Here is a 26,052-nt window from a genome sequence, read left to right as displayed (position 1 = left end):
CCACCGTAGCCACGCGCAGCCGGGAGGGACGGCCGGGGACGCGCCCGGAATGCACGAAGGCCGCCCCGGGAGGGACGGCCTTCTCGTGGTGGTGGAGCTGAGGGGATTCGAACCCCTGACCTTCTCGATGCGAACGAGACGCGCTACCAACTGCGCCACAGCCCCAGTGCGTCACTCGCGTGACGCGAGAGGGAACGTTAGCACCCCCGCGCGGGGGGCACCGAATCGCCCCGGGAGCCCGTTCGTCAGTGCCCGACGACGCGGCGCTCGGCCGCCCGGGCGGCGTCGGCGGCCCGCTGCTCGTCGGCCTCCACGGCGGTACGGCGGACCAGCTCCGAGTCGGCGCGGTCGTGGCCTGAGGAGAAGATGCCGCTGTCGTCGAGGTCGAACGCGGGCAGCTCGCGGGCCGCGGCGTGGTCCTTGCCGACGTACGTCGGGAGCGGCGCGGCGACCGGGGTCCACAGCGTCGCGGGGTCGCGGTCGTCCTGCACCGCGGCCGGCTCGTCGCCGAGCTCGCGGGAGACGGCGGAGATGAGCTGGGTGTCGGCGCTGGCGTCGAGCAGCTCGGCGACCTCGCCGTCGTCGTACTCCTCGAGCTGGGCGACCAGGTCCTCCTCGCGGCTCGCGGCGTCGAGGACGACGGGGCCGCGCTGCGCCGGCTCGGGCGCCGGGCGGCGGGCGTGGTCGAACGCGGCGCGCTCGCCCTTGACCATCACCCGGCAGGTGACGAGCCAGGCGACGAGGAGCGCGACGGGCGCGGAGACGTAGCCCCAGGCCACGACGCCGAACGCGGCGAGCAGCACACCGATGACGAGCAGGCCGACCAGCACGCCGAGCACGCGACGACGCCGCTGCATCGCGCGGCGCGCGGCCGCCCGTCGGGCCCGGAGCTGCGCAGGGGTGGGCGCAGCTACGGGCACGGCGGTCACGGGGGGCGCCTCGACGGCGCCTCGGCGGGCGAGCACGCGCAGGGTCGCGGAGAACCGCTCGACCGACCGGCTCTCCACCGCCTCGTCGTGGTGCTTGAGCGCCTGGGGGATGAGGTACGCCGCCCACGCGACGGCCACGGCCACGAAGATGACACCGCTCAGATCCACGGGCCGAGCCTAGGAGCGCCGACGCGGCACACCCGGGACGTGCGGGGTGTGTCGGGCGGTGACTTGTGGGACGGGTGGGGTCAGTAGCGCAGCGAAGCGCTCGGCGAGCGCCGCTGCGTGGGCACGCCGATGCGCTGCAGCGCCCGGGCGACGCCGTCGGCGATGAGCACCTCGCCGTCCGCGTTCGGGTGCATGCCGTCGCGGGTGTGCGCGATCGTGGCGCCGGCGGTGGAGGCCGACACGACGCGGGCCTCGGGGGTGTCGAGCTCGAGGGCCATCTGCCGGATGAACGCGTTGAACTCGTCGACGCCCTCCACCCAGGTCTGCGGCAGCTCGACGAGCACGACGTCGACCGTCGGCGACACCGCGCGGGCGTCGGCGACGAGCTGCCGCACCCGCTGCGTGACGACGGCCGGGTCGTCGCCGCGGTGGTTGAGGTCGTTGACGCCCAGCATCTCGACGAGCACGTCGGGGCGCAGGTCGGTGACGAGCGTCGTGACGGGGAAGTCCTGCTCGGCCAGCGTCATGCCCCAGCGCGCGACGTGGTCCTGGTCGAAGGCCGGGTCGAGGTAGGCCGTCGACGTCGAGTCCTGCGTCAGCGCGTCGTACAGCACCTGGCGGGGGCCCACGAAGTCGTAGGCGGTGCCGGCGCGGTCGAGGGTGCGGGCGAGGCGGTAGCGCCACGTCCAGTCGCCGCCCGCGCCCTGGGTGACGGAGTCGCCGAGCAGCATGATGCGGGTGGGCGTCTCGACGGGCTCGACGGGCAGCTCGGCCGACGCCGACGCCTGGGGGTCGAGGGGCTCGAACGCGTCGGTCGTCGGGCTCGGCGCGGCGGTCTCGCCGGTGCCGCCGGCGACGTCCGCACCCTCGGCGGCGGCCGCCTCGGTGGCGGCGCCCTGCTCGCTGATCCGCTCGACGGCCGCGGCCCCGAACGGGATCCCGACGACCACGAGCGTGCCCGCGACGGCGATCGCCCAGCGCTTCGCGCCGTGTGCCACGTCCACCCCCGTCGACGACTGCTCGTGCCTGCCTGCGTACGGCGGGACTGCTGCGTCCGCGCCGGGGAGAACGGTGCCTCAGCGAGGCGCCCGGAGTCGAATCCCAACGGCGTGGCGCGTCGAGAAGTCGGCCACACCCGCCGCCGGGTCCGGCGCGGCCTAGCCCAGGCGGGCGCGCAGGCCGCCGGGGCACTCCTCGGCGGTGACGGCGTAGAGCCGGTGGTCGCACCAGGCGCCGTCGATGTGGAGGTAGCGCGGGGCGTAGCCGAACTCGGCGAGGCCGAGCTTCTCCACCACGCGCAGGGAGTTCGTGTTCTCGGGGCGGACGGCGATCTCGATGCGGTGCAGCCGCCCGGGCCCGAAGCAGTGGTCGACGGCCAGGGCGACGGCGCGGGGCACGAGGCCGCGGCCGGCGTACCGCTGGTCGATCCAGTAGCCGATCGACGCGGACTGCGCCGAGCCGCGCACGACGCTGTTGACCGTCACCTGGCCGGCGAAGGCGCCGTCGACCTCGATGACGAGCGGCAGCGCCTGTCCCGCGTCGGCCATCCGCAGCAGCGACCGGAGGCTGCGGCGCAGCGTCGTCGGCTGCTCGGACTCCGAGCCGGGCGGGGCGGTGGCGTCCCAGCGGCCGAGCCACGCCCGGTTGCGGGCGCGCACCTCCTGCCACGCCGAGGCGTCCCCCATCCGCAGGGAGCGCAGGACGAGGCCGGTGGCGGGGTCCGGGTCGGTGATCCGCGCCGGCCAGGCCGCCGCGTGGGTCCAGCGCACGACGGTCCTCAGGCGCTCGCCGTCGGCCGGGGGTGGTCGCCCCCGGTGACCTGGTCGACGGCGTGCGGCACGACGTCGGCGAGCACGGCCAGGGCGTCCTTCACACCGCCGCGCGACCCGGGCAGGTTGACGACGAGGCACGAGCCGGCGACGCCGGCGAGCCCCCGCGACAGCACGGCGGTCGGCACGCCCTTGGCGACGCCCGCGGCGCGGATCGCCTCGGCGATGCCGGGCACCTCGCGGTCGAGCAGCGGCCGGGTGACCTCCGGCGTGCGGTCGGTCGGGGTGAGGCCCGTGCCGCCGGTGGTCAGCACGACGCGGGCGCCGGCGGCGAGCGCCGCGCGGATCGCGTCCGCCACGGGCTCGCCGTCGGGCACGACGGCCGCGTCGTCGCACGTGAAGCCCCAGGCGCGCAGCGCGGAGACGATGAGGGGGCCGGTCGTGTCGTCGTACACACCCGCGGAGGCGCGGTTCGAGGCGACGACGACGGCGGCGGGCAGGCCCGGGCGGGCGGGCGGGGTGACGGGGGTGTCGGTGGCCTCGCTCATCGCGTCCACTCCCCCGAGCGGCCGCCGGACTTGGCCTCGACCCGCACGTCGGTGATGACGGCCCGCTTGTCGACCGCCTTCACCATGTCGATCACGGTGAGGGCGGCGACGGAGACGGCGGTGAGCGCCTCCATCTCGACGCCCGTGCGGTCGGTGGTGCGGACCGTCGCGCTGATCTCGACGGCGTCGTCGGCGACCTCGAGGTCGACCTCGACGCCCGAGACGGCGAGCGGGTGGCACAGCGGCACGAGCGCAGGCGTCTGCTTGGCGCCCATGATCCCGGCGATGCGGGCGACGGCGAGCGCGTCGCCCTTCGGGACGCCCTCGCCGCGGAGCAGCGCGACGACCTCGGCGGAGACGAGCACCCGGCCCGACGCCGTCGCGGTGCGCGCCGTGACCGCCTTCTCCGAGACGTCGACCATGCGGGCGGCGCCGCGCTCGTCGACGTGGGTGAGGCGAGCGGCGGTCCCGGTTTCCTGCGGGGTGCCCATCAGATCTGCTCGTCCAGCGCGAGCACGTGGACCGGCTGGCCGGCCTCGACGCGCGTGACGCTCTCGGGGATGACGATGAGCGCGTTCGACGCGGCCAGGTCGCCCAGCAGGTGCGACCCGGGGCCGCCCACCGGGGTGACGTGCGCCGTACGGGCCGCGTTGCCGCCGACGCCGGACGGCGCGTTGTACTCCCCGCGCAGGAACTGCCGGCGCCCCTCGGGCGAGCTCACCGGGTGGGTGAGCAGGGCGCGGCGCAGGGGGCGGGCGTACGGCGTGAGCCCCATGAGCTTGCGGATCGCGGGCAGCACGAACACCTCGAACGAGACGTACGCCGACACGGGGTTGCCCGGCAGCGTGACGATCGGCGTCGCGTCCTCGCCGATGGTGCCGAAGCCCTGCGGCTTCCCGGGCTGCATCGCGACGGAGCCGAACCACATGTCGCCCTGCGGGGCGAGCGCGGCCTTGACGACGTCGTAGTCGCCGGCGCTGACGCCGCCGCTGGTGATGACGAGGTCGGCGCGCACGAGCTGGTCGTGCACGGCCTCGAGGAACGTGGCCGGGTCGTCGGGCACGATCCCGACCCGGTAGGCGATCGCGCCGGCCTCGCGCACGGCGGCGGCCAGCATGTAGGAGTTGCCGTCGTAGATCGAGTCGTGGCCGATCTGGTCGCCGGGGGCGCGCAGCTCGGAGCCGGTGGAGATGACGACGACGCGCGGGCGGGGCCGGGTGCGCACGTGGGAGCGGCCGATCGCGGCGAGCAGGCCGATCTGGCGCGGGCCGAGGATGGTGCCCTCGGAGACGACGACGTCGCCGGCCTGCACGTCCTCGCCGCGGTGCCGCACGTGCTGCAGCGGGCGGGGCGCGTCGTACACGGTCACGTTGGCGACGCCCCGGTCGGTCCACTCGTAGGGGACGACGGCGTCGCAGCCGGCGGGCAGCGGCGCCCCGGTCATGATCTTGACCGCGGTGCCGGGGCTCAGCGCCATGATGTGCGCCTGCCCGGCCCCGATCTCACCGACGACGGGGAGGCTCACGGGCTGGTGCTCGCTGGCGGTGGCGACGTCGTCGGCGACGACCGCGTAGCCGTCCATCGCCGCGTTGTCGAAGGACGGCAGCGACACCCCGGCGGCGACGTCCTCCGCGCACGCCAGGCCACTGGCCTCCTGCAACGAGTGGGTCATCGGCTCGAGGGGTCGCACCCCGGCCATGACCCGCTCGAAGAACTCGGGGACGCCGATCGGCTGGGAGGTCGCGTCGGGCATCAGGCTCCTACTGGTGGGCGGTACGGCGGGCAGCCCGCGCCGCGCTCGCCGCGGGCTCAGCCTCCCAGCACGGTACCCGGCTCGAGGCGCTGCGCCGAAGGAGCCTCCTCGAGGGTGACCTCGCCCCGCACCTTCACGTCGCGGCCGAAGGTCCAGTCGCCGCGCACGCGCAGGGCCGCGGCCTCCTTGAGCGACGGGGCGCCCTCGGGGAAGCGGCGGTCGAAGTCGCCGACCAGCTTGTAGTGCTCGCCGTCGAGGTCGATGAACGGCACGTCGGCGGCGACCTGGTCGAGCGTGAAGTCGGGGCCGATGGCGTAGATGTCGCTGCGCAGCACCAGCAGGTCGTTCGTCGTCTTGACCGGGATGAAGCGGTCGCGGCCGACCTCGATGGTCTGCGCGCCGTCGAAGACCTCGATGGCCGCGCCCATGGCGGTCTCGATCTGCACGACCTTCTCGGTGCTGGAGTCGGACGGGTCGACCGTCTTGACGTTGCGGATGAGCGGGAGGCCGAGGATGCCCTCGCGCTCGGTGAGCGCCTGCTTCATCGCGGCGAGGTCGAACCACAGGTTGTTGGTCGACGTGTACTTGTGGCGGTCGAGGTCGGCGAGGGCGCCCTTGTCCTCGTCGCGCGTCTGCGCCGACTCGCGCAGGATGATGCGGCCGTCGCTCTTGCGGCGGGCGAAGTGGCCGCCCTTGCGGTCCGACGGCGTGCGGCGCACGGCCTCGATCGCGAACGGCGCGCCGGAGGTCGCGAACCAGCCGGCCACCTCGGGCGTGGGCACGGCGCCGAGGTTGTCGGAGTTCGACACGAACACGTAGCGGTAGCCGGCCTCGATCAGCTGGTCGAGCAGGCCGGTGCCGAGCAGCGCCGTGTAGATGTCGCCGTGGCCGGGCGGGCACCACTCGAGCGTGGGGTCGGCCGCGAACTCGACGGGCGTCAGGTCCTTCTCCCGCAGCTTGGGCTCCTTGTTCTGCAGGAACTCCAGCGGCAGGCCCTCCACCGGCAGGTCCTCGTAGCGCGCGAGCGCCGCGAGGGTGTCGGAGGAGGTGCGGAAGCTGTTCATGAGGATGAGCGGCAGCGGCGCGGAGTAGCGCTCGCGCAGGTGCAGCACCTGGCGGGCGATGATGTCGAGGAACGACAGCCCGCGCCGCACGCACAGCAGCGACTTCGCCCGGTCCATGCCCATCGACGTGCCGAGCCCGCCGTTGAGCTTGATGACGGCGGTCTTCTGCAGCGCGTCGGCCGCGGCGGCCTCGTCGACCTCGACGTCGGCCAGCGACGGCATGTCGAGCGGGTCGATGGTGTCCTCCGCGATCATGCCGGTCTCGCCGTGCTCGAGGAGCCGGTAGTAGTGCGCGAACACCTCCACCGCGGTCTCGTCGATCCCGGCCTCGCGCATCTTCTCGGCCGCCTGGTGCAGCCCGGGGGAACCCATGGCGGCGATCGTAGGCTCAACCGGTGGCCGCCACACAACCTCCGGCAGAAGAACATCCCGGGCGGGCGAAACGTGCGCTCCGCGCCGAGATCCTCGCGCGCCGCGCCGCGCGCACGCCGGCCGAGGTGGCGGCGTACGGCGAGCGCCTCGCCACGGCGGCCCTCGCCCACCCGGTGGTCGCCGGCGCGCGGTGCGTGGCGGCGTACGTCGGGGTGGGCACGGAGCCCGCGACCCTCCCGCTCCTCGACGCGCTGCGCGCGGGCGGCGTGCGGGTGCTGCTGCCGGTGCTGCGGCCCGACTGGTCGCTGGACTGGGGCCGGTACGACGGGCGCGACGCCCTCGTCACGTCCTCGCGCGGCCTCCTCGAGCCGCGGGCTCCAGAGGGCGCTGCCGGGACGGCCGACGCGGTCGACGCGCTCGGGGACGCCGACGTCGTACTGCTGCCCGGTCTCGCCTGCTCCGCGGACGGCGCGCGCCTGGGCCGCGGCGGCGGCGCCTACGACCGGGCGCTCGCCGCGCTCCGCTCCCCCGTGCCGACGTACGTGCTGCTGCACCCCGACGAGGTCGGCATCGACGTGCCGACCGAGCCCCACGACGTGCCCGTCGACGGGGCGATCACGGGCTGAGGGCCCTGTCCCGGGCCGCGCGTCAGTCGGGCAGGGCCGACGCCCGGGCGCTGATGGCGTGCTCGACGTCGTCGGACACCGCCCAGTACGCCTCGTCGAGCTCTTCCCACAGCGCGTCGTCGGCAGGCGACAGGTCGTCGCTGCAACTGTTCGGGCGCATCCGTCGGTACTCGACGAACGCCCTGTCGACCAGGTCCGCGACCTGGTCGAGACCGAGCGACCGGAGCGCGACGATGCCGTCGGTCACGTACTCGACATCGGTCTCGACGCAGTTCTCGATCGCGCCCACGAGGCCGCCGTTGCCGATCAGGCCGTGGATCACGGCGACGGCCCCGAGGTCCCACCGCCGGCGGGCTGCATCGTCCTCGAGGGACTCCCTGAGACCCACCCGGTCGTCGTAGTAGTCGATCGCTCGGTCCAGTGGCGACACGGAGGGGCCGGGGAGACCGGGAACACCGGAGGAGGACATGAGCCGAGCCTAGTGACGTCGGTCAGCCCCACGTCGGGCGACGTCACCCGCCGCAGGGCACGCGGATCTCGAACTTCGCGCCGTCGCCCTCGGCGGAGACGACGCGGGCGCTGCCGCCGTGGCGCTCGGCGGCGGCGCGCACGATGGCCAGGCCGACGCCGCTGCCCTGGATGGCCCACTTCTCGGCGTACCCGCCGCGGTAGAAGCTCTCGAAGAGCGAGTCGCGCTCCTGCCCGAGGATGGGGACGCCGTCGTTCTCGACGGTGACGACCGCCTCGAACGCGCCGTCGGTGCCCCGCACGCGGCCGACCTGGACGCACACGCGGTGCTCGCCGAACGTCAGGGCGTTGCGCACGAGGTGGCGCACGGCGCTGGTGAGGAGGGCCTCGTCGCCGGTGACGACGACCTCCCCGAGCCGCACGTCGATGCTCAGGCCGGCGCAGGACGCGCCGGCGCGCTCGCGCTCGACGGTCACGCAGTGACGCACGACCTCGTCGAGCCGCACCGCACGCGGCGGGCAGGTCGCGGGCCCGTCGACCTGGGTGAGCAGCACGAGGCTCTCGACCAGGTCGGCGAGACGCTCGACGTTGCGAGCGGTGGTCTCGACCACGCCCTGCTGCTCGTCGGTCAGCGGCCCGAAGACGCCCTCCTGCAGGAGGTCGAGACGCCCGAGGGCGTTGGTGACGGGGGTCCGCAGCTCGTGGCTGGCGGTGGCGACGAACCGGGCGCGGGCGACCTCCATGGCCCGCAGCTCCCGTACGACGCGCCGCTCGGCGTCGCGGCGCTGGTCGCCCACGATGGCCAGCGGCAGGGCCCACAGGGCCGCCGTACCGACGAAGACGCCGATCGACCACGACCGCTCCACGTTCGCGAGCGGCCCCTCGTGGATGCCGGTCATCGGCACGTGGAGGGGGGCGCCCACGAGCCACACGAGCACGCCGATCGCGGAGAGCACGACGAGCTCGATGGCCGTGACCCGCACGCCGAACTGGAGGCCGGCCCAGCTGAGGGCGACGAACACCGCGGTGCTCGCGACCGCCGTGACGAACCCGCCGACGAGCACGAGGAGCGCGCAGAGCGCCAGCATCGTGGCGACCTGCAGCGCGAGCTCGCGGGCCGAGTAGCGGTCGTAGGTGCGCTGCGGCCGCTGGAGCAGCACCGGGCACCACACGAGGATCGCCGTCGCGTTGGCCAGGGCCGCAACCCCGGCGGTGGGCCCGTCGGCCCCCTCGGCGCCGCTCAGCAGCAGCCCGCCCACCCCGACGCAGGCGGCCCCCAGGGCGGCGGCGAGGGCGAGGAAGCCGAACGCGCCCATCGAGTCGATCGAGCGCACCCCGGAGCGCACGAGCACGAGGGCGGCGGCCGCCGACGCCGCGGTCCCGCCGACCGCCACGATCACGGCGGCCTCGAGCGGCGACCCCACGAGGGCGGCACTGACGACCATGTACGCCGGCAGCGCGAGGCCCACGAGCACCTTGCCCCAGCGGGGGGCGAGCACGAACGCGGCGGTGCCGACGCCGACGGAGGACCACACCGGGTTCACGCCGTACACGTCGGAGCCGACGATGCCGCGCCCGACGGCGGTGCCGATCGTGACGACGGCGGCGAGCAGCCAGGCGACAGCGTCGACCGCGCCGGCGGGCCCCGACAGGCGTCGCGGTCGACGGGCCTGCCACACGGGCGTCGTCAGGGGGGCGACGGACGTCTGCGTCGTCATCGCCCTGCCTCCCCTCACCTCGTCCGGCCCGATCCGGACATCCGACAGTCCCACGTTGCAGGGCCCTCATCGGCCGGCTTGCGCGATTGTTGAGGAGTCAACCTAGAGACGCTTGAGTAGAACGGGGTTCACTTCCGCGCCGCCTGTTCTCACGACCACAGGTCTAGCCCACGGAGCCGTGTTCCGGCGTCCGCGAGCGCCGCCCGAGCGGCCGCCGTACGTTCCGCTCATGACCCTGCTCTCCCGCCGTTCCACCGCCCCCCGAGCCACGTCGACCGCCCGTCGCCTCGCTCCCGCCGCCCTCGTCTGCACCGCCGTGATCGCGGCCAGCGCCACGACCGGCGCCTTCGCCGCCACGCTCATCACCGGCGCGCAGATCGCCGACGAGACCATCACGACGAAGGACGTCAAGAACGGCTCGCTCTCCGGCGCCGACCTCGGTCGCGCCAGCATCTTCGGAGCGCAGATCAACGGCGCGACCAAGAAGACGTTCATCGGCGTCAACGGCTACGAGGTCGTGGAGGAGCTCGTCAGCGTCGGCGCGCTCGAGTCCGACGCGTACGGCGAGGTCTACTGCCCCGAGGGCACCGCCGCGCTCAGCGGCGCCGCCTACTGGTCGACCAGCGACGAGGCCGTGCAGTTCCTCGTCAACCCGGACGGCTCCAGCGTCTCCGCCTACGCCTCCAACCCCTCCGACGTCGCCGACGACCTCGTCGTGCAGGCCGTCTGCGCCACCGTCAACTGAGACCGGCGGGCTCCGCCCGCACTGCGACCCCGTCACGCCCTGCGTGGCGGGGTCGTGCGGTTCCACCCCCTCGGCGGTCTCAGCGCAGGGCGCGCACGCCGAGCCCGACGAGCACCGCCCACGCCAGCAGCCGCGGCACGTCGCTCGCGACGATCCCGTGGGTGTCGCTGAACGCGACGAGGATCTTCACCGGCTGGTGGTCGTTCGTGATGGACGACAGCATCCAGGCCGTCGCACCGACGAGGAACGCCAGCACGCAGCTGCGGCGTACCCAGGTCATCGGGTCAGCGTACGGAGGGTGGGGGGATGGGCCGTTCAGTGAGCACGATCCACCGCTTGGCCGGATGAAGCACTACCGGTGACACGACCTACAATTGGCAGTCGAGCCCGCCGAGTGCCAGTCTCTCGGCCAGCACACGTCTCCGGAGGTCCACGTGCCCACGTACCAGTACGCCTGCACCGAGTGCGGTCACGCCTTCGAGCAGGTCCAGAGCTTCAGCGACGACGCCCTGACCGAGTGCCCGGAGTGCCACGGCCGGCTGCGGAAGCTGTTCAACGCCGTCGGCGTCGTCTTCAAGGGGTCGGGCTTCTACCGCACCGACAGCCGCACGGGTGCCTCGAGCTCGGACACCTCGTCGACGACCAAGTCCTCGAGCGACGCCGGCTCCTCGTCGTCGGGCGACAAGTCGTCGAGCACGTCGACCTCGACCGAGAAGAAGACGCCCAGCAGCTCTAGCGCCGCCAGCACCTCCGCCTGATCCTGGGCGGTCGTCCGGCGCGGCCGCGCCAGCATCCGGTTGAGCTGGCCGCGCCGACACGCGGTGGTTGAGGTGGCCGCGCCAGCACCCGGTGATCGAGGTGGCCGCGCCAGCGGCCCTCGAAACCACCTGTGGAAGCCCGCCGACGCCGCGCCTCGATCCGGCCTAGCGTCGTCGCATGCCTCTCGCCACCCCACCGACGACGGCCGCGCGCTCGCGCGGCGCGACCCTGACGCGCGGCCCGCGCCGCGTCTTCGCCCGCCACCGTCGCGCACTGGGCGCGATGCTCCTCGGGGTCGCCGTCCTCGCCTGCGTGCAGGCGTTCGCGGCCCCAGGCCGACCCACCACGCAGGTGGTCGTCGCGGCCCGTCCGGTCGCGGCCGGCGTCTCGCTGACCGCGGCGGACCTGACGACCGTGACGCTCCCGGTCGAGGCCGCGCCACCCTCCAGCCCGGCCCTGGACGACCTCGTCGGTCGCGCGACGGCGAGTCCGATCGGGGAGGGCGAGGCCGTCACCGAGACCCGCCTTTCCTCGGCGACGACCTTCGCGACCGGGTCCGGCGAGGTGGCGGTGCCCGTCCGTCTCCCCGACCCTGCGATGGCCGCGCTGCTGCGGGTCGGGGACGTCGTCGACCTCGTCGCCACGGCCGCTGAGGACGGCACGACGACCACCGTTGCCCGCAACGTCCGCGTCTCCGCCCTCCCGCAGCCCGTCGACGATCCCGGTGGAGAGCTGGTCAGCGGTCGACTGGTCGTCTTCGCCGCCGACCCGGGTGACGCGCTCGACATCGCCCGCGCCGGCGCGCAGGACTTCCTGACCATCGCCTTCCGGTCTAGCGTGGCCGCCCGGTAGCCCCGCGACCTGCGGGGCCTCGGGACGAGGAGCAACCGGTGAGCGGATTCAAGGCATTCATCCTGCGCGGCAACCTGATCGAGCTGGCAGTGGCCTTCGTCGTGGGCGCTGCGTTCACGACGGTCGTGACCGCCACCGTGGCGATCTTGATGGACCTGATCGGCAAGGTGGGCGGGCAGCCCGACTTCTCCACCTACCAGCCGGGAGGCGTCTCGGTCGGCGCCTGGCTGACCGCCGTCATCTCGTTCCTCATCGTCTCCGCCGTCGTCTACTTCGGCGTCGTGCTTCCCTACACGAAGGCGAAGGAGCGGTTCTTCCCCGACCCGGAGGGCGAGCCCGGTACGCCGGAGGACGTCGCCCTGCTCACGGAGATCCGCGACCTGCTGGCCTCCCAGGCTCGTGGGGGCAACGGGCTCTCGACCTGAGCCCCGGTTCCCGAACGCACCGGGCGTGTGACGGAACCCGCGCCGACCTTGACGGGATCCTGCGACAACGGCCCCCGCGCCCGTCTAGGGTCATCGGGAGCCGCAACCACAGATGGCCGGAGAACGGGGTGGACGAACGCGATGAGGACACAGGGCGCGGGCAGCAGCGCCCCTCGCATCGCGATCGCGCACGACTACCTGACCCAGCGCGGCGGCGCGGAGCGCGTCGTCCTTGCCCTCGCGAAGGGCTTCCCCGACGCGCCCATCTACACGACGCTGTACGACGCGGACGGCACCTTCCCGGAGTTCCGTGACCTCGACGTACGCCCGTCGCGCCTGAACCGGGTCGGACCGCTGCGGAAGGACCACCGCAAGGCGCTCCCGCTCCTCCCCGCCGCAGCCTCGTCGATCTCCGTCAATGCCGACGTCGTCATCGCCAGCAGCAGCGGGTGGGCGCACGGGTTCGGCGGCAGCCACAAGACGCTCGTCTACTGCTACTCCCCGGCGCGATGGCTCTACCAACCCGACGTGTACCTCTCTGGCAACGCCGGCCGCCTGCAACGAGCCGGGCTCAAGGCGCTCAGCGGGCCGCTGCGCCGCTGGGACCGACGGGCGGCCTCACGAGCCGACCGCTACCTGGCGATCTCGACCATCGTGCAGGAGCGCATCCGCGCCACGTACGACATCGAGTCGGCCATCCTGCCGGCACCGCTGAGCGACCGCCTGCGGGCGGTGGCGGCAGAACCGCTCGACGAGCCCGTGGTGCGAGACGGCGGCTACCTGCTGTGCGTGTCGCGACTGCTGCCGTACAAGAACGTCGACAAGGTGACCCGCGCCTTCGTGCAGCTGCCGGACCACCGGCTCGTCGTCGTCGGCCGGGGACCGGAGTGGGACGCCCTCCGCCGAGATGCGCCGGACAACGTCACCTTCCTCCGCGACCTCACCGACGGCCAGATGCGCACCGTCTACGAGCGTTCTCGTGGACTCGTCGCTGCGAGTCACGAGGACTACGGCCTGACCCCGCTCGAGGCGGCCCTGTTCGGCAAGCCCAGCGTCGTGCTCGCGGCTGGGGGGTTTCTCGACACGATGGAGGACGGCGTCACGTCGGTCTTCTTCGACTCCCCCACCCCTGGTTCGATCGCGGGCGGCGTCCGCCGACTCCTCGACTCGGTCTGGGACGAGCGCGCCGTCTCGGCGCACGCCAGCCGCTTCACCGAGAGTGCGTTCGTCGCGCGTCTGCGCGACGAGGTCGCCTCCCTCATCGACCCGCAGCTCCAGCAGGAGGAACAGTGACCAGCCCCAAGCGCGCCCTCATCACCGGCATCACCGGACAGGACGGGCAGCACCTCTCGGAGCTCCTGAACGCCAAGGGGTACGAGATCTACGGACTCATCCGCGGGCAGCGGAACGCCCGCCGCGAGGCCTTCGTGGCGGAGTTCCCCTTCGTGAACCTGGTCGAGGCAGACCTCACCGACCCCACGTCACTGCTCGCCGCCGTCCGCACCTCGGAGGCTGACGAGGTCTACAACCTGGGGGCCATCAGCCACGTCGGCTACTCCTTCCGCAACCCGCAGCTGACTGCCGACATCACGGGCAAGGGCGTGCTCAACCTGCTGGAGGCGATCCGTTCCTCCGGGCGCGCCGACGAGGTGCGCTTCTACCAGGCGTCGACCTCCGAGATGTTCGGCGGCCTCGACTACAACCGGCCCGGAGCCGGCTACAACGAGGACTCTCTCTTCCACCCCCGCAGCCCGTACGGCGTGGCGAAGCTCTACGCCCACTGGATCGCCAAGAACTACCGCGAGTCCTACGGCATGTTCGTCTCCACGGGAATCCTCTTCAACCACGAGGGCGAGCGTCGTGGTCTCGAGTTCGTCACCCGCAAGATCAGTGATGCCGTGGCCCGCATCCACCACGGCTTGCAGCCCCACATCGTGCTCGGCGACCTGTGGCCCAAGCGCGACTGGGGCTACGCCGGCGACTACGTCCGCGGGATGTGGCAGATGCTGCAGCACGACGAGCCCGACGATTTCGTGCTGGCCACCGGCGAGACACACTCGATCGAGGAGTTCCTGGCACTGGCGTTCGCCGAGATCGGCATCGACGACTGGCGGCCCTACGTCAAGCAGGACCCGCAGTTCATGCGGCCCGCGGAGGTGGACATCCTGCTCGGCGACCCCGCGAAGGCCGAGCGCGTGCTGGGCTGGAAGCGCGACGTGGACTTCGCCGGCCTGGTGCACCGGATGGTCCAGCACGACCTCAAGGTGACGGACCCGAACGCCTGATGTCCGAGCCGGTCGTCGTCACCGGGGTGAACGGGTTCGTCGGCCGCCACCTGGTGCTATCGCTCGTCGCCTCGGGGCGTCGCGTCGTGGGGGTGTCCCGGGACGCCAGACCGGGTGACGACATAGCTGGCTTGCTTGTCGACCATGTGGCGGTCGACCTGGCCAGTGACCCGTTGCCCGTGATTCACGCGTCCGGCGTCGTGCACCTCGCTGGCCTCTCGGCCGTGGGACCGTCGTTCGACCATCCTCAGCACTATCTGACGTCGAACACGGCGATGATGACCAATGTCTGCGAGCCGTTGTTGGCCGCCAACTCGCCAGCTCGCGTCGTGGTGGTCAGTTCCGGGGCCGTCTACGACTCCGCCCAGGACCTGCCTATCACCGAGGCGGGCCGTACGGCGCCGACATCGCCCTATGCGGTCAGCAAGCTCGCCGTCGAGCATCAGGCGTTCTACTACGCCCGCCGCGGCCTGGCCGCCACGGTCGCGCGGCCGTTCAACCACATCGGGCCCGGTCAAGGCCCCGGGTTCCTGGTTCCGGACATCATCGCCGGGCTGAAGGCGGCCCAGCGAACTGGTGTACCCCCAGCGTTCGGCGACCTGACCTCGCAGCGGGACTACACCGACGTCCGGGACGTGGCCGACGCCTACGTCGCGCTGCTCAACGCCGACGGGCTCGCGCCAGGTGAACTCGTCAATGTCTGTACTGGGCGAGCGGTCGAGGGGACGAGGATCCTCAGCTCGTTGGCCCAGATCGCAGAGGTCCCCATCGACGGGGTCACTGTCGATGCCTCCCTCCTGCGCCCGGCCGAGCCGTCCGTGATCGCCGGTTCCAACGCCAGGCTCTCGCGCCTCACCGGCTGGCGACCAAAACTGACTCTCGACCAGAGCCTGGCCGACGCGTGGGCGGCCTCCCTCTCGGCCATGTCGTGACCCGCGTCGCGTACCTCATCCACTCGGCGGCTCCCTCGGGAGCCGAGCTCGCGCTGGGCCGGGCGCTATCGGTCTGGCCGACTCACTCGACCGTCGAGGTCCACCTGGCCGCCGACGGCCCGGTGGTGGACACCTACCGCCGGCTCGGCGTGCGCGTGCACGTGCGACCCCTCTCAGAGGCCTCGCGGGCGACCCGGCGGGACGCCGGTGCACGCGCCAAGGCAGCGGCGCTGCTGGCCCTGTTGCGGTACGCCGTGAGGCTACGACGCGAGCTCCGCGGCAGCCGCCCCGACGTCGTGGTTGCCGGCAGCTTGAAGGCCGTGGTGTACGCCCGCATCGCGACGGCGTTCTCCGGCACGCCCCTGGTGTGGAGCGTCCACGACCGGGTCGGCCGTGACTACCTCGGTCCGGCAGCACCGTTCTTCTCGCGCGTCCTGCCGAGCCTGGTCGACGGGATCATCGTGAACAGCCGCGCGACCCTGGCGTCGTTGACCGCCGGGCGCACTCCGGTCCTGATCTGCCCTCCCGGTGCCCGCCTGCGCCGCGTCGCGCGTCCGGTCGGCGAGCAGGTTCGAAACATCGCCGTGCTGGGTCGGCTCAGCCCCTGGAAGGGCCAGCTCGAGGCGGTGCGCGCCTTCGCGTCCGCCGCGCTGCCGTCGTCCACGCGGCTCCACCTCATCGGCGGAGCGCTCTTCGGCGAGCACGACTACGAGTCGGTCCTGCGCGAGACAGTGGCCGAGCTCGGTGTCGACGACCGTGTGGTGTTCCACGGCCACGTCGACGACCCCCGGTTCTTGCTCGAGGAGATGGACATGCTCGCCCACACCTCGGTCCTGCCCGAACCCTTCGGCTCGGTAGTCCTGGAGGGCATGGACGCGGGCTGTGTCGTGATCGCTTCTCGACCGGGCGGTCCGGCTGAGGTGGTGCAGGACGGGGTGAACGGCTTCCTCGTGCCGTGCGGCGACGTCGACGCGCTGCGGGAGGCACTGACGAGCACCGCGGCTCTGGGACCGGGCGCCCGCCGAGAGCTGGTCGCAGCAGGGCACCGCACCACGGGCAGGTACGCGATCGGGGTGACGACCCCAGCCCGGGCCGGCTTCATCCGTGCCATCGCCCGCGGGCGGCGCCTGCCCGCCGTGACCGAGTGGCACCAGTGGACCGAGGAGATGGACCGATGACCAAGATGCGCGTCACGTGGGTGAGCCTGGAGTGGCCCCGCGAGGGCCATCACTCGGGCGGTGTGGGCCGGTACGCCGCCCGCCTGGCGGCGCGGGTGCAGGAGCTCGTCGACCTCACCGTCATCACCTACGCCGGGGCCGCGCCGGTCCCGGGGGTCGAGCTCGTCACGATCCCGCCGGCCGGCTCGCGGGTCGAGCGCTACTACACCTCGGCCTGGCGGGCGGCACGCGCCCTGCCCGCCACCCGGCCCGACGTGGTGCACGCCCATGGGGACGACTTCCTCCTGCGCACCTCGGCGCCCATCGTGCGCTCGTTCTACGGCACGTCGTGGGGAGAGGCGAAGTCGTCCACGGGTCTGCGCAAGGCCAACCACGTGGTGCTGGCGGGGGCCGAGCTCTGGTCTGCGAAGCGGGCGCAGCTGCGCCTGGGCATTGCTCCCGAGTCGCTCGAGATGTTCCGCTGCCAGCACGTCTTCCCGCCGTACCTCCGGCAGCAGCGCACGACCGGCGGCACCAAGGGAGCAGAGCCCGTCGTGGTCTTCATCGGCAGCTTCCGGGGCCGCAAACGGGGCTGGATGGTGCAAGAGGCCGTCGAGGCACTGCGCGCAGAGGACGACCGGGTCCGCCTCGTCGTCATCGGACCGGCCGACGACGCCGCCAGCTGGTCGCCGTGGGTCGAGCACCGGGCCGGGCTCGCCGACAGCCAGGTCGCCGACGTGCTCGGCTCGGCGTGGGTCCTCGCCTCGCCCTCGGAGTACGAGGGCTTCGGGATCCCGGTCCTCGAGGGCATCGACCACGGCCTGCGCGTGGTGGCCAGCAGCAACCCGGGCTCCCAGTACCTGCAGTCACGCGCAGAGCCCGGGGTCCCGCTCGACGTGGTGGAGGACGAAGCGTTCGGGGCGTCCCTCGGCCGGGCGGTCGCACGCGGGCCGGTCAAGTCGCGGCCCGAGCGCGAAGCTGGCGGACGCCTCGTGTCCGACATGGCAGCCGACGGCTCCCCTGAACGCCTGCTCAGCATCTACCAGGAGGCCCTTCGCGCTGCCCGATAGGTACCGTTCGCCGTGGCGCTCTTCAGGCCCACTCAGCGCCCCTGACGCGCCCCCCGAACGTAATCGGCGGCAGTCACCGCGTAGGCGCGGGGGAGCCGCGCGGCACCGTACAGCCGCCGCTTCGGCGGCAGGGCACGATCGAGAGCGACGTGAGAGTAGATGTAGGCCATCTCGAAGGATCGCTTGGCCGACCGCACGCGCGTCAGGTTGTCAGGATGCTCTCGCCAGTAGCCAACGGCCTCGTCGAGGTGGAGAACCGGGTGGGTGCGACTCAGTTGGTAGCCGATCCAGAAGTCGTATGAACCGCCCACGGCGGCTGGAATCTTCACGGCTTGCAGCTCGGGCGTCCTCATCAGGGCACACACCACGGACGGGAATGCCAACCTGGTGCTCCGCACGTCTCGTGCCCAGTTTCCGATTCTCCCGGCAGGCACGTCAGTGAGGTCCCACGTAGTCCAAGCATGAGAGGTCCGGCTCTCGTCGAAGCGCCCGTCAGCCGTGGTCACGCGGGGCCGAGAGAATGCTGCAACGCAGTCTGGGTGCCGCTCAAGCCCGCTCAGCAACGTATCCAGGGTCTCAGGCTCCCACAGGTCGTCATGGTTGACGATCGCTACGTACTTGCCGCAGGCCAGGGAGATGCCGCGAGCGTGATTCAGCGCTGGCCCTAACGTCGTTGGGTTTCCGTGGTACTTGATCCGGCTGTCTCCAAGGCTTGCTGCCAATTCGGCAACATCCGGACTATTGGCATCGTCCATCAAGAGGATTTCAAATGATGGTTCAGACTGCGCGAGAATACTCTTTAGCGTCGCGCGCAAGTATCCGCCACGGAAGGTTCCGACAATTACAGAACATTTTACGGTCATTGCTCAGCTTGGACCTTTCGGCGCTTGTATATCAACTGGACCGACCGCGGCGAGAGCAGCAGCCAACGCCGAACCGGGATGCCCGAATTAACTCGGGCATAGGTTAGAAGCAGCGCGAAGCTCGCCCCATAACCCGAGGCACTCGCCGCGGCGACGCCAAGAATGCCAAAACGGGGCCCCAAGACCGCCATCCCGAGCAGCATCGTCACGACACCCGCACCTTGGGCCCACGCGACTACGGCGGGCTTGGCTGCCAGCGTGATGGCGTTGCCGAGGGTCTGCGCAGCGGCGCCGAGAACGGTCCCTGTCAATAGGAACCACACTACTGGCACAGCTTCGTCAAACTCGTCGCCGAACAGAAGTGGCACCAGAACCGGCGCCGTCAGGGCAATCGCAGACGCCGCGATCGCAGCGAGGGCAAGAACCGCTCCGACGGTTGCCGCTGCGAACTCACGCAGGTTGTCGAGCGAGAGTGCGCGGGCAGTCGCCTGCGTTACCGCCGCCGGCACCACTCCGGGCAACGCGGCCAAGGTGGCCGCCACCGCATAAATTCCCAATGACCGGAAGTCGAGGACTGCCGCGACCATGAGTCCGTCCGCGCGAAGATTACTCACGTTCAACAGGGTGCTCAACCAAGCGCCCCGACCGAACCGCCACGCATCCCTGACGGCCGAAACGTCCGTCGCAATCGGGCGCGAGCGCCACCAAACACCCAGCGCGATGACCCCAGCCGCCACAGCCGCCAAGTAATAACAGACCACCGTCGAAAGGAGCGTAACCTCGTCAACGAGCAACAGGACCACAAGACCGATGAACGGCACCACGGCGCCGGTGAGACGAACGAAGGCGATGAACCGCCAGTTGGCGCTACCCAGCGCCACTCCGCTCGCAGCCTGCACCAAGGAACTGAAAGGAAGCAGGAGGATCTGGAACAGCAACAGCCAGAAGAGCAATGACTCGTCGCTCCCGCCCACCATGGTGGCGATAGGGAACGCGAGTGCAACGGCTACCAGCCAAGCAGCGAGCAGGAGAGGCGCGGCCGATCGGAGAACGGAGCCTGCCCGCTCCCCGTGTGCGACCTGCCGCGTAATCCACCCGAGGGCGCCGAAGTCGGACAGAAACGCGCCGATCTGACCCACGATAAGAACCGTTGCTAGCTGCCCCCGCAGCTCGGGACCCAGCTCGCGCGCTTGGATCGGTCCCGTCGCGAACGACAACAGCATTACGACCAGCTGCACGCCTGTGAGGCCGAATGCAGCGCGGGCTATTCCAGACCCCCGCAGGGCTTCCAACGCTGGCATACGCCGGCGTCGACGCCAGGGGCCGCTCGACGTCACCGCCTATCGGCCTAGACCACGAACTTGACATGTCGGGCTGGAACGCCAGCCACGAGGGCGCCGGGGGCGACATCACTAACGACGACCGCCCCGGCCGCGACCACCGCGTCCGGTCCGATCTTGCAAGGTCCGATGACCGTGCAGTTCGCGCCTAGGAATGCGCCGGGGCCCACCGTGATGTCGTACCCCGCGTCGGGGATGGCCTTGCGACGCTCGTCCCCCGTCCTGGACATGTCGTGGGTACCAGCCACGAGCGTCACGCCCGGAGCCAACATTGCAAGTGCTCCGATTTTCACAACGCCACTTGTGGCGTTGATGTGAGCGTTCTGAACGCTGGCCGACGGATGGATCTCGCAATCCGGGCCGTGGTGTCCGACTACATGAATGTTGCGTTCGACCGCCATTCGCGCAACTCGACCAAGGGGACCGTCAGCAAGACGCCGCTTGATACCAGAACGAAGTACGTCGAACGAAGTCGTGGGACGTCGCGGCAACCGGTACTGGCGCGACGTCGGTTGATAGCCCCGCGGTCGCGCCTTCAGAATAGCCACCTAGTTGCCCGCCTCAGGCCGAGAGATCATTCTGCTGCGCCACCCAATCGTAGGTTCTTCGGATCCCGTCTGCGAACGGGACTTCAGGAACATGGCCGAGAGCTCTCAGAGCGGCGATGTCGGCGCACCAACGGATCGGGTCACCCTCGCGCACTTCGCCGGTGAAGCGAACTTGGATCGTGCTGCCCGCCGCGTCCACCAGAGCAGACACGAGGGCGGACAGCGTTGTTTCCAGCCCGGAGGCGACATTGAACGCCTCCCCCTTGAGGGGCGCCCGCTTGGCCACCGAGATGACCGCTCGCGCCGCGTCCGTGACGTAGACAAAGTCGCGCGAGACATCGGCGTCGCCCGCGACCTCGAGCGAAGTCGCGTCGGCACCGATCCGTCGCGCCAAGTCGTAGACCACCTGTTTACGCTGACCGGGACCATAGACTGAGAAAGGCCGTGTCGACGCCGCCGGGACTCCGAATTCCCGCGCGTACAGCGCGACGTACTCCTCAGCCGCGAGCTTGGAAACTCCGTAGGGCGAGACAGGCCTCTTGGGGTGGTCCTCCCGCATTGGCAGCGATAACGCAGTTCCATATACCGCGGCCGACGAACAGAACACGAACGCGGGCGGACGATCCAACCGACGACTGAGATCGAGTAGGCGCAGCACCGAGTGCGTGTTGGCCAGCAGATCGGAGACCGGGTCTTCGATCGAGCGTGGGACGGATGCAACCCCAGCGGCGAAGAACACCGTGTCCACGTCTTTCAGCAGACCCTCCATGCGCCCATCGGCCTGGTCGATCGCGTGACAGCGTGCCGGCGCCTGCAGTGTGGGCATGACGGGACCACCGCCTCCGCGTGACGTCCCGACGACCTCCACACCCTCGCGAGCGAGCTCGTGAGCTATCCAACTACCAAGGAAGCCGGACGAGCCGATGACGAGGGCACGTTCGATCGGCCGGCTCACTCTTCTACTCCGGCGACGTCCCGCAGAAGGCTCTCAAGCTGAGCTGCCACTGATTCCCACGTGAACTCCTCGAGCACACGGTTCCTGGCTGCCACTCCGTAAGTTGCAGCAAGAGACGGATCCAGCAACAAGGCCGAGAGAGCGTCGGCCACCTCGTCAGCGGACTCGGGGTTGACGAGCAGCCCCGTTTGCCGATCCAAGACCGCTTCTGCCGGCCCTCCGACATTTCCGGCCAAGGTCGGCAGCCCCCATGCCGCTGCCTCGAGGTAGACCACCGGGAAGCCTTCTCCGCCGACCTCGCCCTCCGGGTAACGGGCTGGCATCGCGAACACGTGAGCCTGACCGAGCCAATGATCACGCGTAGCGTCGTCGACCGAACCCAGGAAAGTGACCGCCTCCGCGAGGCCCCGATCGGCGCAACGCTGCTCCAGCTCGGGTCGGAGCCTCCCATCGCCGATGACGACCCAGCGCGCGTCCGGCACCCGTCGCACGACCTTCTCCATGGCGTGCACCATGACGTCGTGGCCCTTGTACCAGTCCCTCAGGCGAGCGGTGGTCAGCACCGTAGGTCGCTGAGCCCTGGTGGACGGCAGCTCTGATGGAGGCTTGGTACCCGGATGGACCACCCGCACCTCGAGAGGTAGAAGTCCGCCGGCCACACGTTCCATTGCGCCGCGGGTGTAGGCAGCAACTGTGACCCCGGCGTGAGCACGGCGCATCGCCCAGCGGGCCGTCCGTGGCCTGCCCTCTACCTCTTTGCCGTACGTGTAGAGCACTTGGCGGACCTTGAACCGGCGAGCCAGGACAACGGCGGCAGGCGCGGTTACGACGTGACCGTTCAAGATCACGTCTGGGCGCCACGAACTGCGGAAGAACGCCAGAGACACGTTCAACATGGCGTTCCGGACCAGCGGACGCCGACCGACCGCCGGCAGACGTCGCGTCGGAGTTCTGCTCGAGCGGTCGAACTCGGCCGCTCCCTCGGTCGACAGAGTCACGACCCGGACCTCGGCCGATGGCATGTGTGACGTGATCTCGTAGAGCAGCCGCTGGATGCCGCCGTGCGCCGGAGGGAAATCGGGAGTGACAAGCAGAACCCTCAACGGCCTCGCGACATCACTCCCTGGGCTCACCGGTTGAACGTACCAAGGCACGAGGGGGGCTCACGGCGCTTTGTCGAGAGTGGGACCAACACCACTGCCCACCAACGACCTAGTCGTTGATCATTCCCGCGCCCACCGTCACACCCGTCGCCTCGTCGATGAGGATGAACGCGCCGGTGGTGCGGTTGCGCGAGTAGGGGTCGACGAGCAGCGGCTGCTGGGTGCGCAGGCGCACCCGGCCGATCTCGTTGACGCCGAGCTCGCCGGTCTCCTGGTCGCGGTGCAGGGTGTTCACGTCGAGCCTGTAGTCGAGCTCCTTCACCAGGGCCTTGACCGTGCGCGTCGTGTGCTTGACCAGGAGCCGCTGGCGCGGGCGCAGCGGGGTCGTGCTCATCCACGCGACCATGGCGTCGATGTCCTGCGTCACCTGCGGCTGGTTGTTGGGCCGCGCGATGAGGTCGCCGCGCGACACGTCGAGCTCGTCGTCGAGGCGGATGGTGACCGACATGGGCGGGAACGCCTCGTCGACCTCGCGGTCGAACAGGTCGATGCCGGCGATCTTGGCCGTCATGCCCGACGGGAGCACGACGACCTCGTCGCCGGGCTTGAAGACGCCGCCGGCGACCTGTCCGGCGTACCCGCGGTAGTCGTGGTGGTCGTCGGACTTGGGGCGCACGACGTACTGCACCGGGAATCGCGCGTCGCGCAGGTCCCGGTCGGAGGCGACGTGCACGTTCTCGAGGTGGTGCAGCAGGGACGAGCCGTCGTACCACGGCATGGCCTCGGAGCGCGTGACGACGTTGTCGCCCTTGAGCGCCGAGATCGGGATGACCGCGAGGTCGGGGATGGTCAGCTTCGTCGCGAAGGCGCTGAACTCGCGCTTGATCTCGTCGAACCGCTCCTGCGAGTAGTCGACGAGGTCCATCTTGTTGACCGCGAGCACGAGGTGCGGCACCCGCAGCAGCGACAGCAGCACGGCGTGGCGCCGCGACTGCTCGGACAGCCCGTGGCGGGCGTCGACGAGCACGAGACCGAGGTCGGCGGTCGAGGCGCCCGTGACCATGTTCCGCGTGTACTGCACGTGTCCCGGGGTGTCCGCGATGATGAACTTGCGGCTCGGGGTGGCGAAGTAGCGGTAGGCGACGTCGATCGTGATGCCCTGCTCGCGCTCGGAGCGCAGGCCGTCGGTCAGCAGGGCCAGGTCGGTGTAGTCGTAGCCCTTCGACTGGCTGGTGGCCTCGACGGCCGCGAGCTGGTCCTCGAAGATCGCCTTGGAGTCGAGCAGCAGCCGCCCGATGAGGGTCGACTTGCCGTCGTCGACCGAGCCGGCGGTGGCGAAGCGAAGCAGGTCCATCAGAAGTAGCCCTCCTTCTTGCGGTCCTCCATGGCGGCCTCGGAGAACCGGTCGTCGCCACGGGTGGCGCCACGCTCGGTGAGGCGGGCCACGGCGATCTCGTCGATGATCTCGGTCGTGGTCGACGCGGTCGACTCGACGCAGCCGGTGAGGGTCAGGTCGCCGACGGTGCGGAACCGGACGGTGCGCTCCTCGGCGGTCTCGCCGGCACGCAGCGGGTTGTGCTCGCTCTCGGTCAGCAGCATGCCGTCGCGCTCGAAGACGCGGCGCTGGTGGCTGAAGTAGATCGACGGGATGAAGATCTGCTCCCGGTCGATGTAGTGCCAGATGTCGAGCTCGGTCCAGTTGCTCAGCGGGAAGATCCGCATGTGCTCGCCCGAGTGGATGCGGCCGTTGTAGAGGCTCCACAGCTCGGGGCGCTGGTTCTTCGGGTCCCACTGGCCGAACTCGTCGCGGTGAGAGTAGACGCGCTCCTTGGCGCGGGCCTTCTCCTCGTCGCGGCGACCGCCACCGAAGGCGGCGGTGAAGCCCTCCTCCTCGATGGCGTGCAGCAGGGTGCCGATCTGCATGCGGTTGCGGGTCGTGCGCCCGTCGTCGACGACGACACCGGAGGCGATCGCCTCCTCCACGCTGGCGACGACCAGCCGCAGACCGAGGCGGGCGACCCACTCGTCGCGGCACTCGAGCACCTCGGGGAAGTCGTAGCCCGTGTCCACCTGCAGCACGGGGAAGGGGATCTTCGCGGGGAAGAACGCCTTCTCGGCCAGGCGGAGCATGACGATCGAGTCCTTGCCGCCGGAGAACATCAGCACCGGCTTCTCGAACTCGGCCGCGACCTCGCGGAAGACGTGGATCGACTCGGCCTCCAGCTGGTCCAGCTGGCTCAGGCGGTAGTCGGGATGCGACGCGGACACCCGATGAGAGTACGGACGGCCGTCTCAGCACCCGGCCACGTATCAGTCCGTGGGCGCCGAGTGGTTTCGAGGGCCGCTGGGGCGGCCACCTCAACCACCGGCTCGGGCCGCTGGGGCGGCCACCTCAACCAGCGGCCCGATCAGCGCCGGGCTGCGGGGCCGATCAGTCGCGGCCGTAGATGTCGCGCGTGTAGACCTTCTCGGCGACGTCCGCCAGCACGTCGGTACGCCGGTTCGCGATGATGACGTCGGAGCGCTTCTTGAACTCGTCGAGGTCGGTGATGACCTCCGAGTGGAAGAACTCCTCCGTGTCGAGCGCGGGCTCGTAGACGACGACCTCGATGCCCTTCGCCTTGATGCGCTTCATGACGCCCTGGATGCTCGACGCCCGGAAGTTGTCCGAGCCCGCCTTCATGATGAGGCGGTAGATGCCGACCGTGCGGGGCCCGCGGCGCAGCACGTCGTCGGCGATGAAGTCCTTGCGCGTCGTGTTGGCCTCGACGATGGCGCTGATGAGGTTCTGCGGCACGTCCTGGTAGTTCGCCTGCAGCTGGCGGGTGTCCTTCGGCAGGCAGTACCCGCCGTACCCGAAGGAGGGGTTGTTGTAGTGCGACCCGATGCGCGGGTCGAGCCCGACGCCCTCGATGATCTGCGCCGAGTCGAGCCCGTGCACCGCGGCGTAGGTGTCGAGCTCGTTGAAGTACGCCACCCGCAGCGCGAGGTAGGTGTTGGCGAAGAGCTTGATCGCCTCGGCCTCGGTGGGGTCGGTGAAGAGCGTGGGCACGTCCTTGTCGATCGCGCCCTCGACGAGCAGCGCCGCGAACTCGCGCGCCCGCTCGGAGGTGTCGCCGACGACGATGCGCGAGGGGTGCAGGTTGTCGTAGAGCGCCCGGCCCTCGCGGAGGAACTCGGGCGAGAAGATGATCGATGCGCCCGCGTTCTCCTCCCGCACGCGGCGGGTGAAGCCGACCGGCACCGTCGACTTCACGATGATCGTCGCGTCGGTGTTCACCGCCAGCACGTCGGCGATGACGCTCTCCACCGTGCTGGTGTTGAAGTAGTTCGTGCGCTCGTCGTAGTCCGTCGGCGTCGCGACGATGACGAAGCGGGCGTCCGAGTACGCCGCCGCCTTGTCGAGGGTCGCCGAGAGGTTCAGGGGGATGGAGGCCAGGTACTTTTCCAGTTCGGCGTCCTCGATCGGCGACTGCCGCTGGTTGAGCAGGTCCACGCGGCTCTGGTCGACGTCGACCGCGACCACCTCGTGGTGCTGCGCGAGGACGACGGCGTTCGACAGCCCGACATAGCCCATGCCGGCGACGGCGATCTTCATGGGCG

The 26,052-nt window shown here is 70.8% G+C and carries 28 protein-coding genes and 1 tRNA gene; 10 read left to right on the top strand and 19 right to left on the bottom strand.

The features are described from left to right. Positions 1–89 precede the first annotated feature (89 nt). The 8 genes from KK617_RS02665 to KK617_RS02630 all read right to left on the bottom strand — a co-directional run bounded on the left by KK617_RS02665 (position 90) and on the right by KK617_RS02630 (position 6,603). A tRNA-Ala gene (locus KK617_RS02665) sits at positions 90–165 on the bottom strand. An 80-nt stretch (positions 166–245) separates the two neighbouring features. Then, entirely contained in the window at positions 246–1,097 is an 852-nt protein-coding gene (locus tag KK617_RS02660) for a hypothetical protein (protein WP_277497888.1), read from the bottom strand. Between the two features lie 80 nt (positions 1,098–1,177). Continuing rightward, entirely contained in the window at positions 1,178–2,095 is a 918-nt protein-coding gene (locus KK617_RS02655; protein ID WP_277497886.1) for a GDSL-type esterase/lipase family protein, read from the bottom strand. Between the two features lie 159 nt (positions 2,096–2,254). Continuing rightward, entirely contained in the window at positions 2,255–2,866 is a 612-nt protein-coding gene (locus KK617_RS02650) for a GNAT family protein (protein ID WP_277497883.1), read from the bottom strand. Positions 2,867–2,874: 8 nt separating this feature from the next. Further along, complete coding sequence (locus KK617_RS02645) at positions 2,875–3,414, bottom strand: MogA/MoaB family molybdenum cofactor biosynthesis protein (protein WP_277497881.1); 540 nt, start codon at positions 3,412–3,414, stop codon at positions 2,875–2,877. Next, positions 3,411–3,905 (bottom strand): cyclic pyranopterin monophosphate synthase MoaC, encoded by a 495-nt coding sequence (moaC, locus tag KK617_RS02640; protein ID WP_277497879.1) that lies wholly within the window; start codon positions 3,903–3,905, stop codon positions 3,411–3,413. The genes KK617_RS02645 and moaC overlap by 4 nt, the downstream gene beginning before the upstream one ends. Continuing rightward, positions 3,905–5,167: a gephyrin-like molybdotransferase Glp gene (glp, locus tag KK617_RS02635; RefSeq protein ID WP_277497877.1), complete on the bottom strand. Its 1,263-nt coding sequence runs from the start codon at positions 5,165–5,167 to the stop codon at positions 3,905–3,907. Before glp ends, moaC begins: the two co-directional genes overlap by 1 nt. Before the next feature lie 56 nt (positions 5,168–5,223). Then, positions 5,224–6,603: a UTP--glucose-1-phosphate uridylyltransferase gene (locus KK617_RS02630; protein ID WP_277497874.1), complete on the bottom strand. Its 1,380-nt coding sequence runs from the start codon at positions 6,601–6,603 to the stop codon at positions 5,224–5,226. A 23-nt stretch (positions 6,604–6,626) separates the two neighbouring features. Here KK617_RS02630 and KK617_RS02625 point away from each other — a divergent pair, with 23 nt between their 5' ends. Continuing rightward, entirely contained in the window at positions 6,627–7,229 is a 603-nt protein-coding gene (locus KK617_RS02625; protein ID WP_277497872.1) for a 5-formyltetrahydrofolate cyclo-ligase, read from the top strand. A 22-nt stretch (positions 7,230–7,251) separates the two neighbouring features. Here the strand turns inward: KK617_RS02625 and KK617_RS02620 are convergent, their stop codons facing one another. Further along, positions 7,252–7,698 carry a hypothetical protein gene (locus tag KK617_RS02620; RefSeq protein WP_277497870.1) on the bottom strand — a complete coding sequence of 149 codons (447 nt, stop codon included), beginning with the start codon at positions 7,696–7,698 and terminating at the stop codon, positions 7,252–7,254. Between the two features lie 43 nt (positions 7,699–7,741). Then, a complete protein-coding gene (locus tag KK617_RS02615; RefSeq protein WP_277497868.1) occupies positions 7,742–9,415 on the bottom strand; it encodes a HAMP domain-containing sensor histidine kinase in 1,674 nt (557 codons plus the stop codon). A gap of 229 nt (positions 9,416–9,644) precedes the next feature. Between KK617_RS02615 and KK617_RS02610 the strand changes: the two genes are divergently transcribed. Then, complete coding sequence (locus tag KK617_RS02610) at positions 9,645–10,160, top strand: hypothetical protein (protein WP_277497867.1); 516 nt, start codon at positions 9,645–9,647, stop codon at positions 10,158–10,160. Positions 10,161–10,239: 79 nt separating this feature from the next. On the opposite strand, the gene KK617_RS02605 is transcribed toward KK617_RS02610, so the two are convergent. Beyond that, a complete protein-coding gene (locus tag KK617_RS02605; RefSeq protein WP_277497864.1) occupies positions 10,240–10,440 on the bottom strand; it encodes a hypothetical protein in 201 nt (66 codons plus the stop codon). Between the two features lie 154 nt (positions 10,441–10,594). Between KK617_RS02605 and KK617_RS02600 the strand changes: the two genes are divergently transcribed. The 8 genes from KK617_RS02600 (at position 10,595) to KK617_RS02565 (ending at position 17,640) form a co-directional block, all read left to right on the top strand. Next, positions 10,595–10,918, top strand: coding sequence for an FmdB family zinc ribbon protein (locus KK617_RS02600; protein WP_277497862.1), 324 nt, complete (start codon positions 10,595–10,597; stop codon positions 10,916–10,918). Positions 10,919–11,096: 178 nt separating this feature from the next. Further along, positions 11,097–11,771: an SAF domain-containing protein gene (locus tag KK617_RS02595; RefSeq protein ID WP_277497859.1), complete on the top strand. Its 675-nt coding sequence runs from the start codon at positions 11,097–11,099 to the stop codon at positions 11,769–11,771. 38 nt (positions 11,772–11,809) lie between these two features. After that, positions 11,810–12,196, top strand: a complete 387-nt coding sequence (locus KK617_RS02590) for an MscL family protein (protein WP_277497857.1) — start codon at positions 11,810–11,812, stop codon at positions 12,194–12,196. Between the two features lie 141 nt (positions 12,197–12,337). Then, the gene (locus KK617_RS02585) at positions 12,338–13,489 is read left to right on the top strand and encodes a glycosyltransferase (protein ID WP_277497855.1); all 1,152 of its coding nucleotides are present in this window, start codon (positions 12,338–12,340) and stop codon (positions 13,487–13,489) included. Then, positions 13,486–14,481, top strand: a complete 996-nt coding sequence (locus KK617_RS02580) for a GDP-mannose 4,6-dehydratase (protein WP_277497854.1) — start codon at positions 13,486–13,488, stop codon at positions 14,479–14,481. The genes KK617_RS02585 and KK617_RS02580 overlap by 4 nt, the downstream gene beginning before the upstream one ends. Continuing rightward, complete coding sequence (locus tag KK617_RS02575) at positions 14,481–15,413, top strand: NAD-dependent epimerase/dehydratase family protein (RefSeq protein ID WP_277497853.1); 933 nt, start codon at positions 14,481–14,483, stop codon at positions 15,411–15,413. The genes KK617_RS02580 and KK617_RS02575 overlap by 1 nt, the downstream gene beginning before the upstream one ends. After that, entirely contained in the window at positions 15,410–16,591 is a 1,182-nt protein-coding gene (locus KK617_RS02570) for a glycosyltransferase family 4 protein (RefSeq protein ID WP_277497852.1), read from the top strand. Before KK617_RS02575 ends, KK617_RS02570 begins: the two co-directional genes overlap by 4 nt. Beyond that, on the top strand, positions 16,588–17,640 hold the full coding sequence (locus tag KK617_RS02565) for a glycosyltransferase family 4 protein (protein ID WP_277497851.1): 1,053 nt from the start codon (positions 16,588–16,590) through the stop codon (positions 17,638–17,640). Before KK617_RS02570 ends, KK617_RS02565 begins: the two co-directional genes overlap by 4 nt. 32 nt (positions 17,641–17,672) lie before the next feature. Here the strand turns inward: KK617_RS02565 and KK617_RS02560 are convergent, their stop codons facing one another. The 8 genes from KK617_RS02560 to KK617_RS02525 form a co-directional block, all read right to left on the bottom strand. Then, on the bottom strand, positions 17,673–18,503 hold the full coding sequence (locus KK617_RS02560; RefSeq protein WP_277497850.1) for a glycosyltransferase family 2 protein: 831 nt from the start codon (positions 18,501–18,503) through the stop codon (positions 17,673–17,675). Beyond that, positions 18,500–19,804 carry a lipopolysaccharide biosynthesis protein gene (locus KK617_RS02555; protein ID WP_277498017.1) on the bottom strand — a complete coding sequence of 435 codons (1,305 nt, stop codon included), beginning with the start codon at positions 19,802–19,804 and terminating at the stop codon, positions 18,500–18,502. Before KK617_RS02555 ends, KK617_RS02560 begins: the two co-directional genes overlap by 4 nt. Positions 19,805–19,851: 47 nt before the next feature. Continuing rightward, entirely contained in the window at positions 19,852–20,073 is a 222-nt protein-coding gene (locus KK617_RS02550; RefSeq protein WP_277498015.1) for a hypothetical protein, read from the bottom strand. 331 nt (positions 20,074–20,404) lie between these two features. Then, a complete protein-coding gene (locus tag KK617_RS02545) occupies positions 20,405–21,346 on the bottom strand; it encodes an NAD-dependent epimerase/dehydratase family protein (protein WP_277497849.1) in 942 nt (313 codons plus the stop codon). Next, positions 21,343–22,479: a glycosyltransferase family 4 protein gene (locus KK617_RS02540; RefSeq protein ID WP_277497848.1), complete on the bottom strand. Its 1,137-nt coding sequence runs from the start codon at positions 22,477–22,479 to the stop codon at positions 21,343–21,345. The genes KK617_RS02545 and KK617_RS02540 overlap by 4 nt, the downstream gene beginning before the upstream one ends. A 79-nt stretch (positions 22,480–22,558) precedes the next feature. Further along, the gene (locus KK617_RS02535; protein ID WP_277497847.1) at positions 22,559–23,803 is read right to left on the bottom strand and encodes a GTP-binding protein; all 1,245 of its coding nucleotides are present in this window, start codon (positions 23,801–23,803) and stop codon (positions 22,559–22,561) included. After that, positions 23,803–24,717, bottom strand: a complete 915-nt coding sequence (gene cysD / locus KK617_RS02530) for a sulfate adenylyltransferase subunit CysD (protein ID WP_277497846.1) — start codon at positions 24,715–24,717, stop codon at positions 23,803–23,805. Before cysD ends, KK617_RS02535 begins: the two co-directional genes overlap by 1 nt. A gap of 163 nt (positions 24,718–24,880) precedes the next feature. Further along, the gene (locus KK617_RS02525) at positions 24,881–26,047 is read right to left on the bottom strand and encodes a nucleotide sugar dehydrogenase (protein WP_277497844.1); all 1,167 of its coding nucleotides are present in this window, start codon (positions 26,045–26,047) and stop codon (positions 24,881–24,883) included. Positions 26,048–26,052 lie beyond the last annotated feature (5 nt).

Origin of the sequence: Nocardioides sp. ChNu-99, from assembly GCF_029493445.1 — a bacterium.
In the GTDB taxonomy this organism is placed as follows: domain Bacteria; phylum Actinomycetota; class Actinomycetes; order Propionibacteriales; family Nocardioidaceae; genus Nocardioides.
The sequence above is the reverse complement of the archived record's forward strand: the minus strand, read 5'-3'. Positions and strand labels throughout refer to the sequence as shown.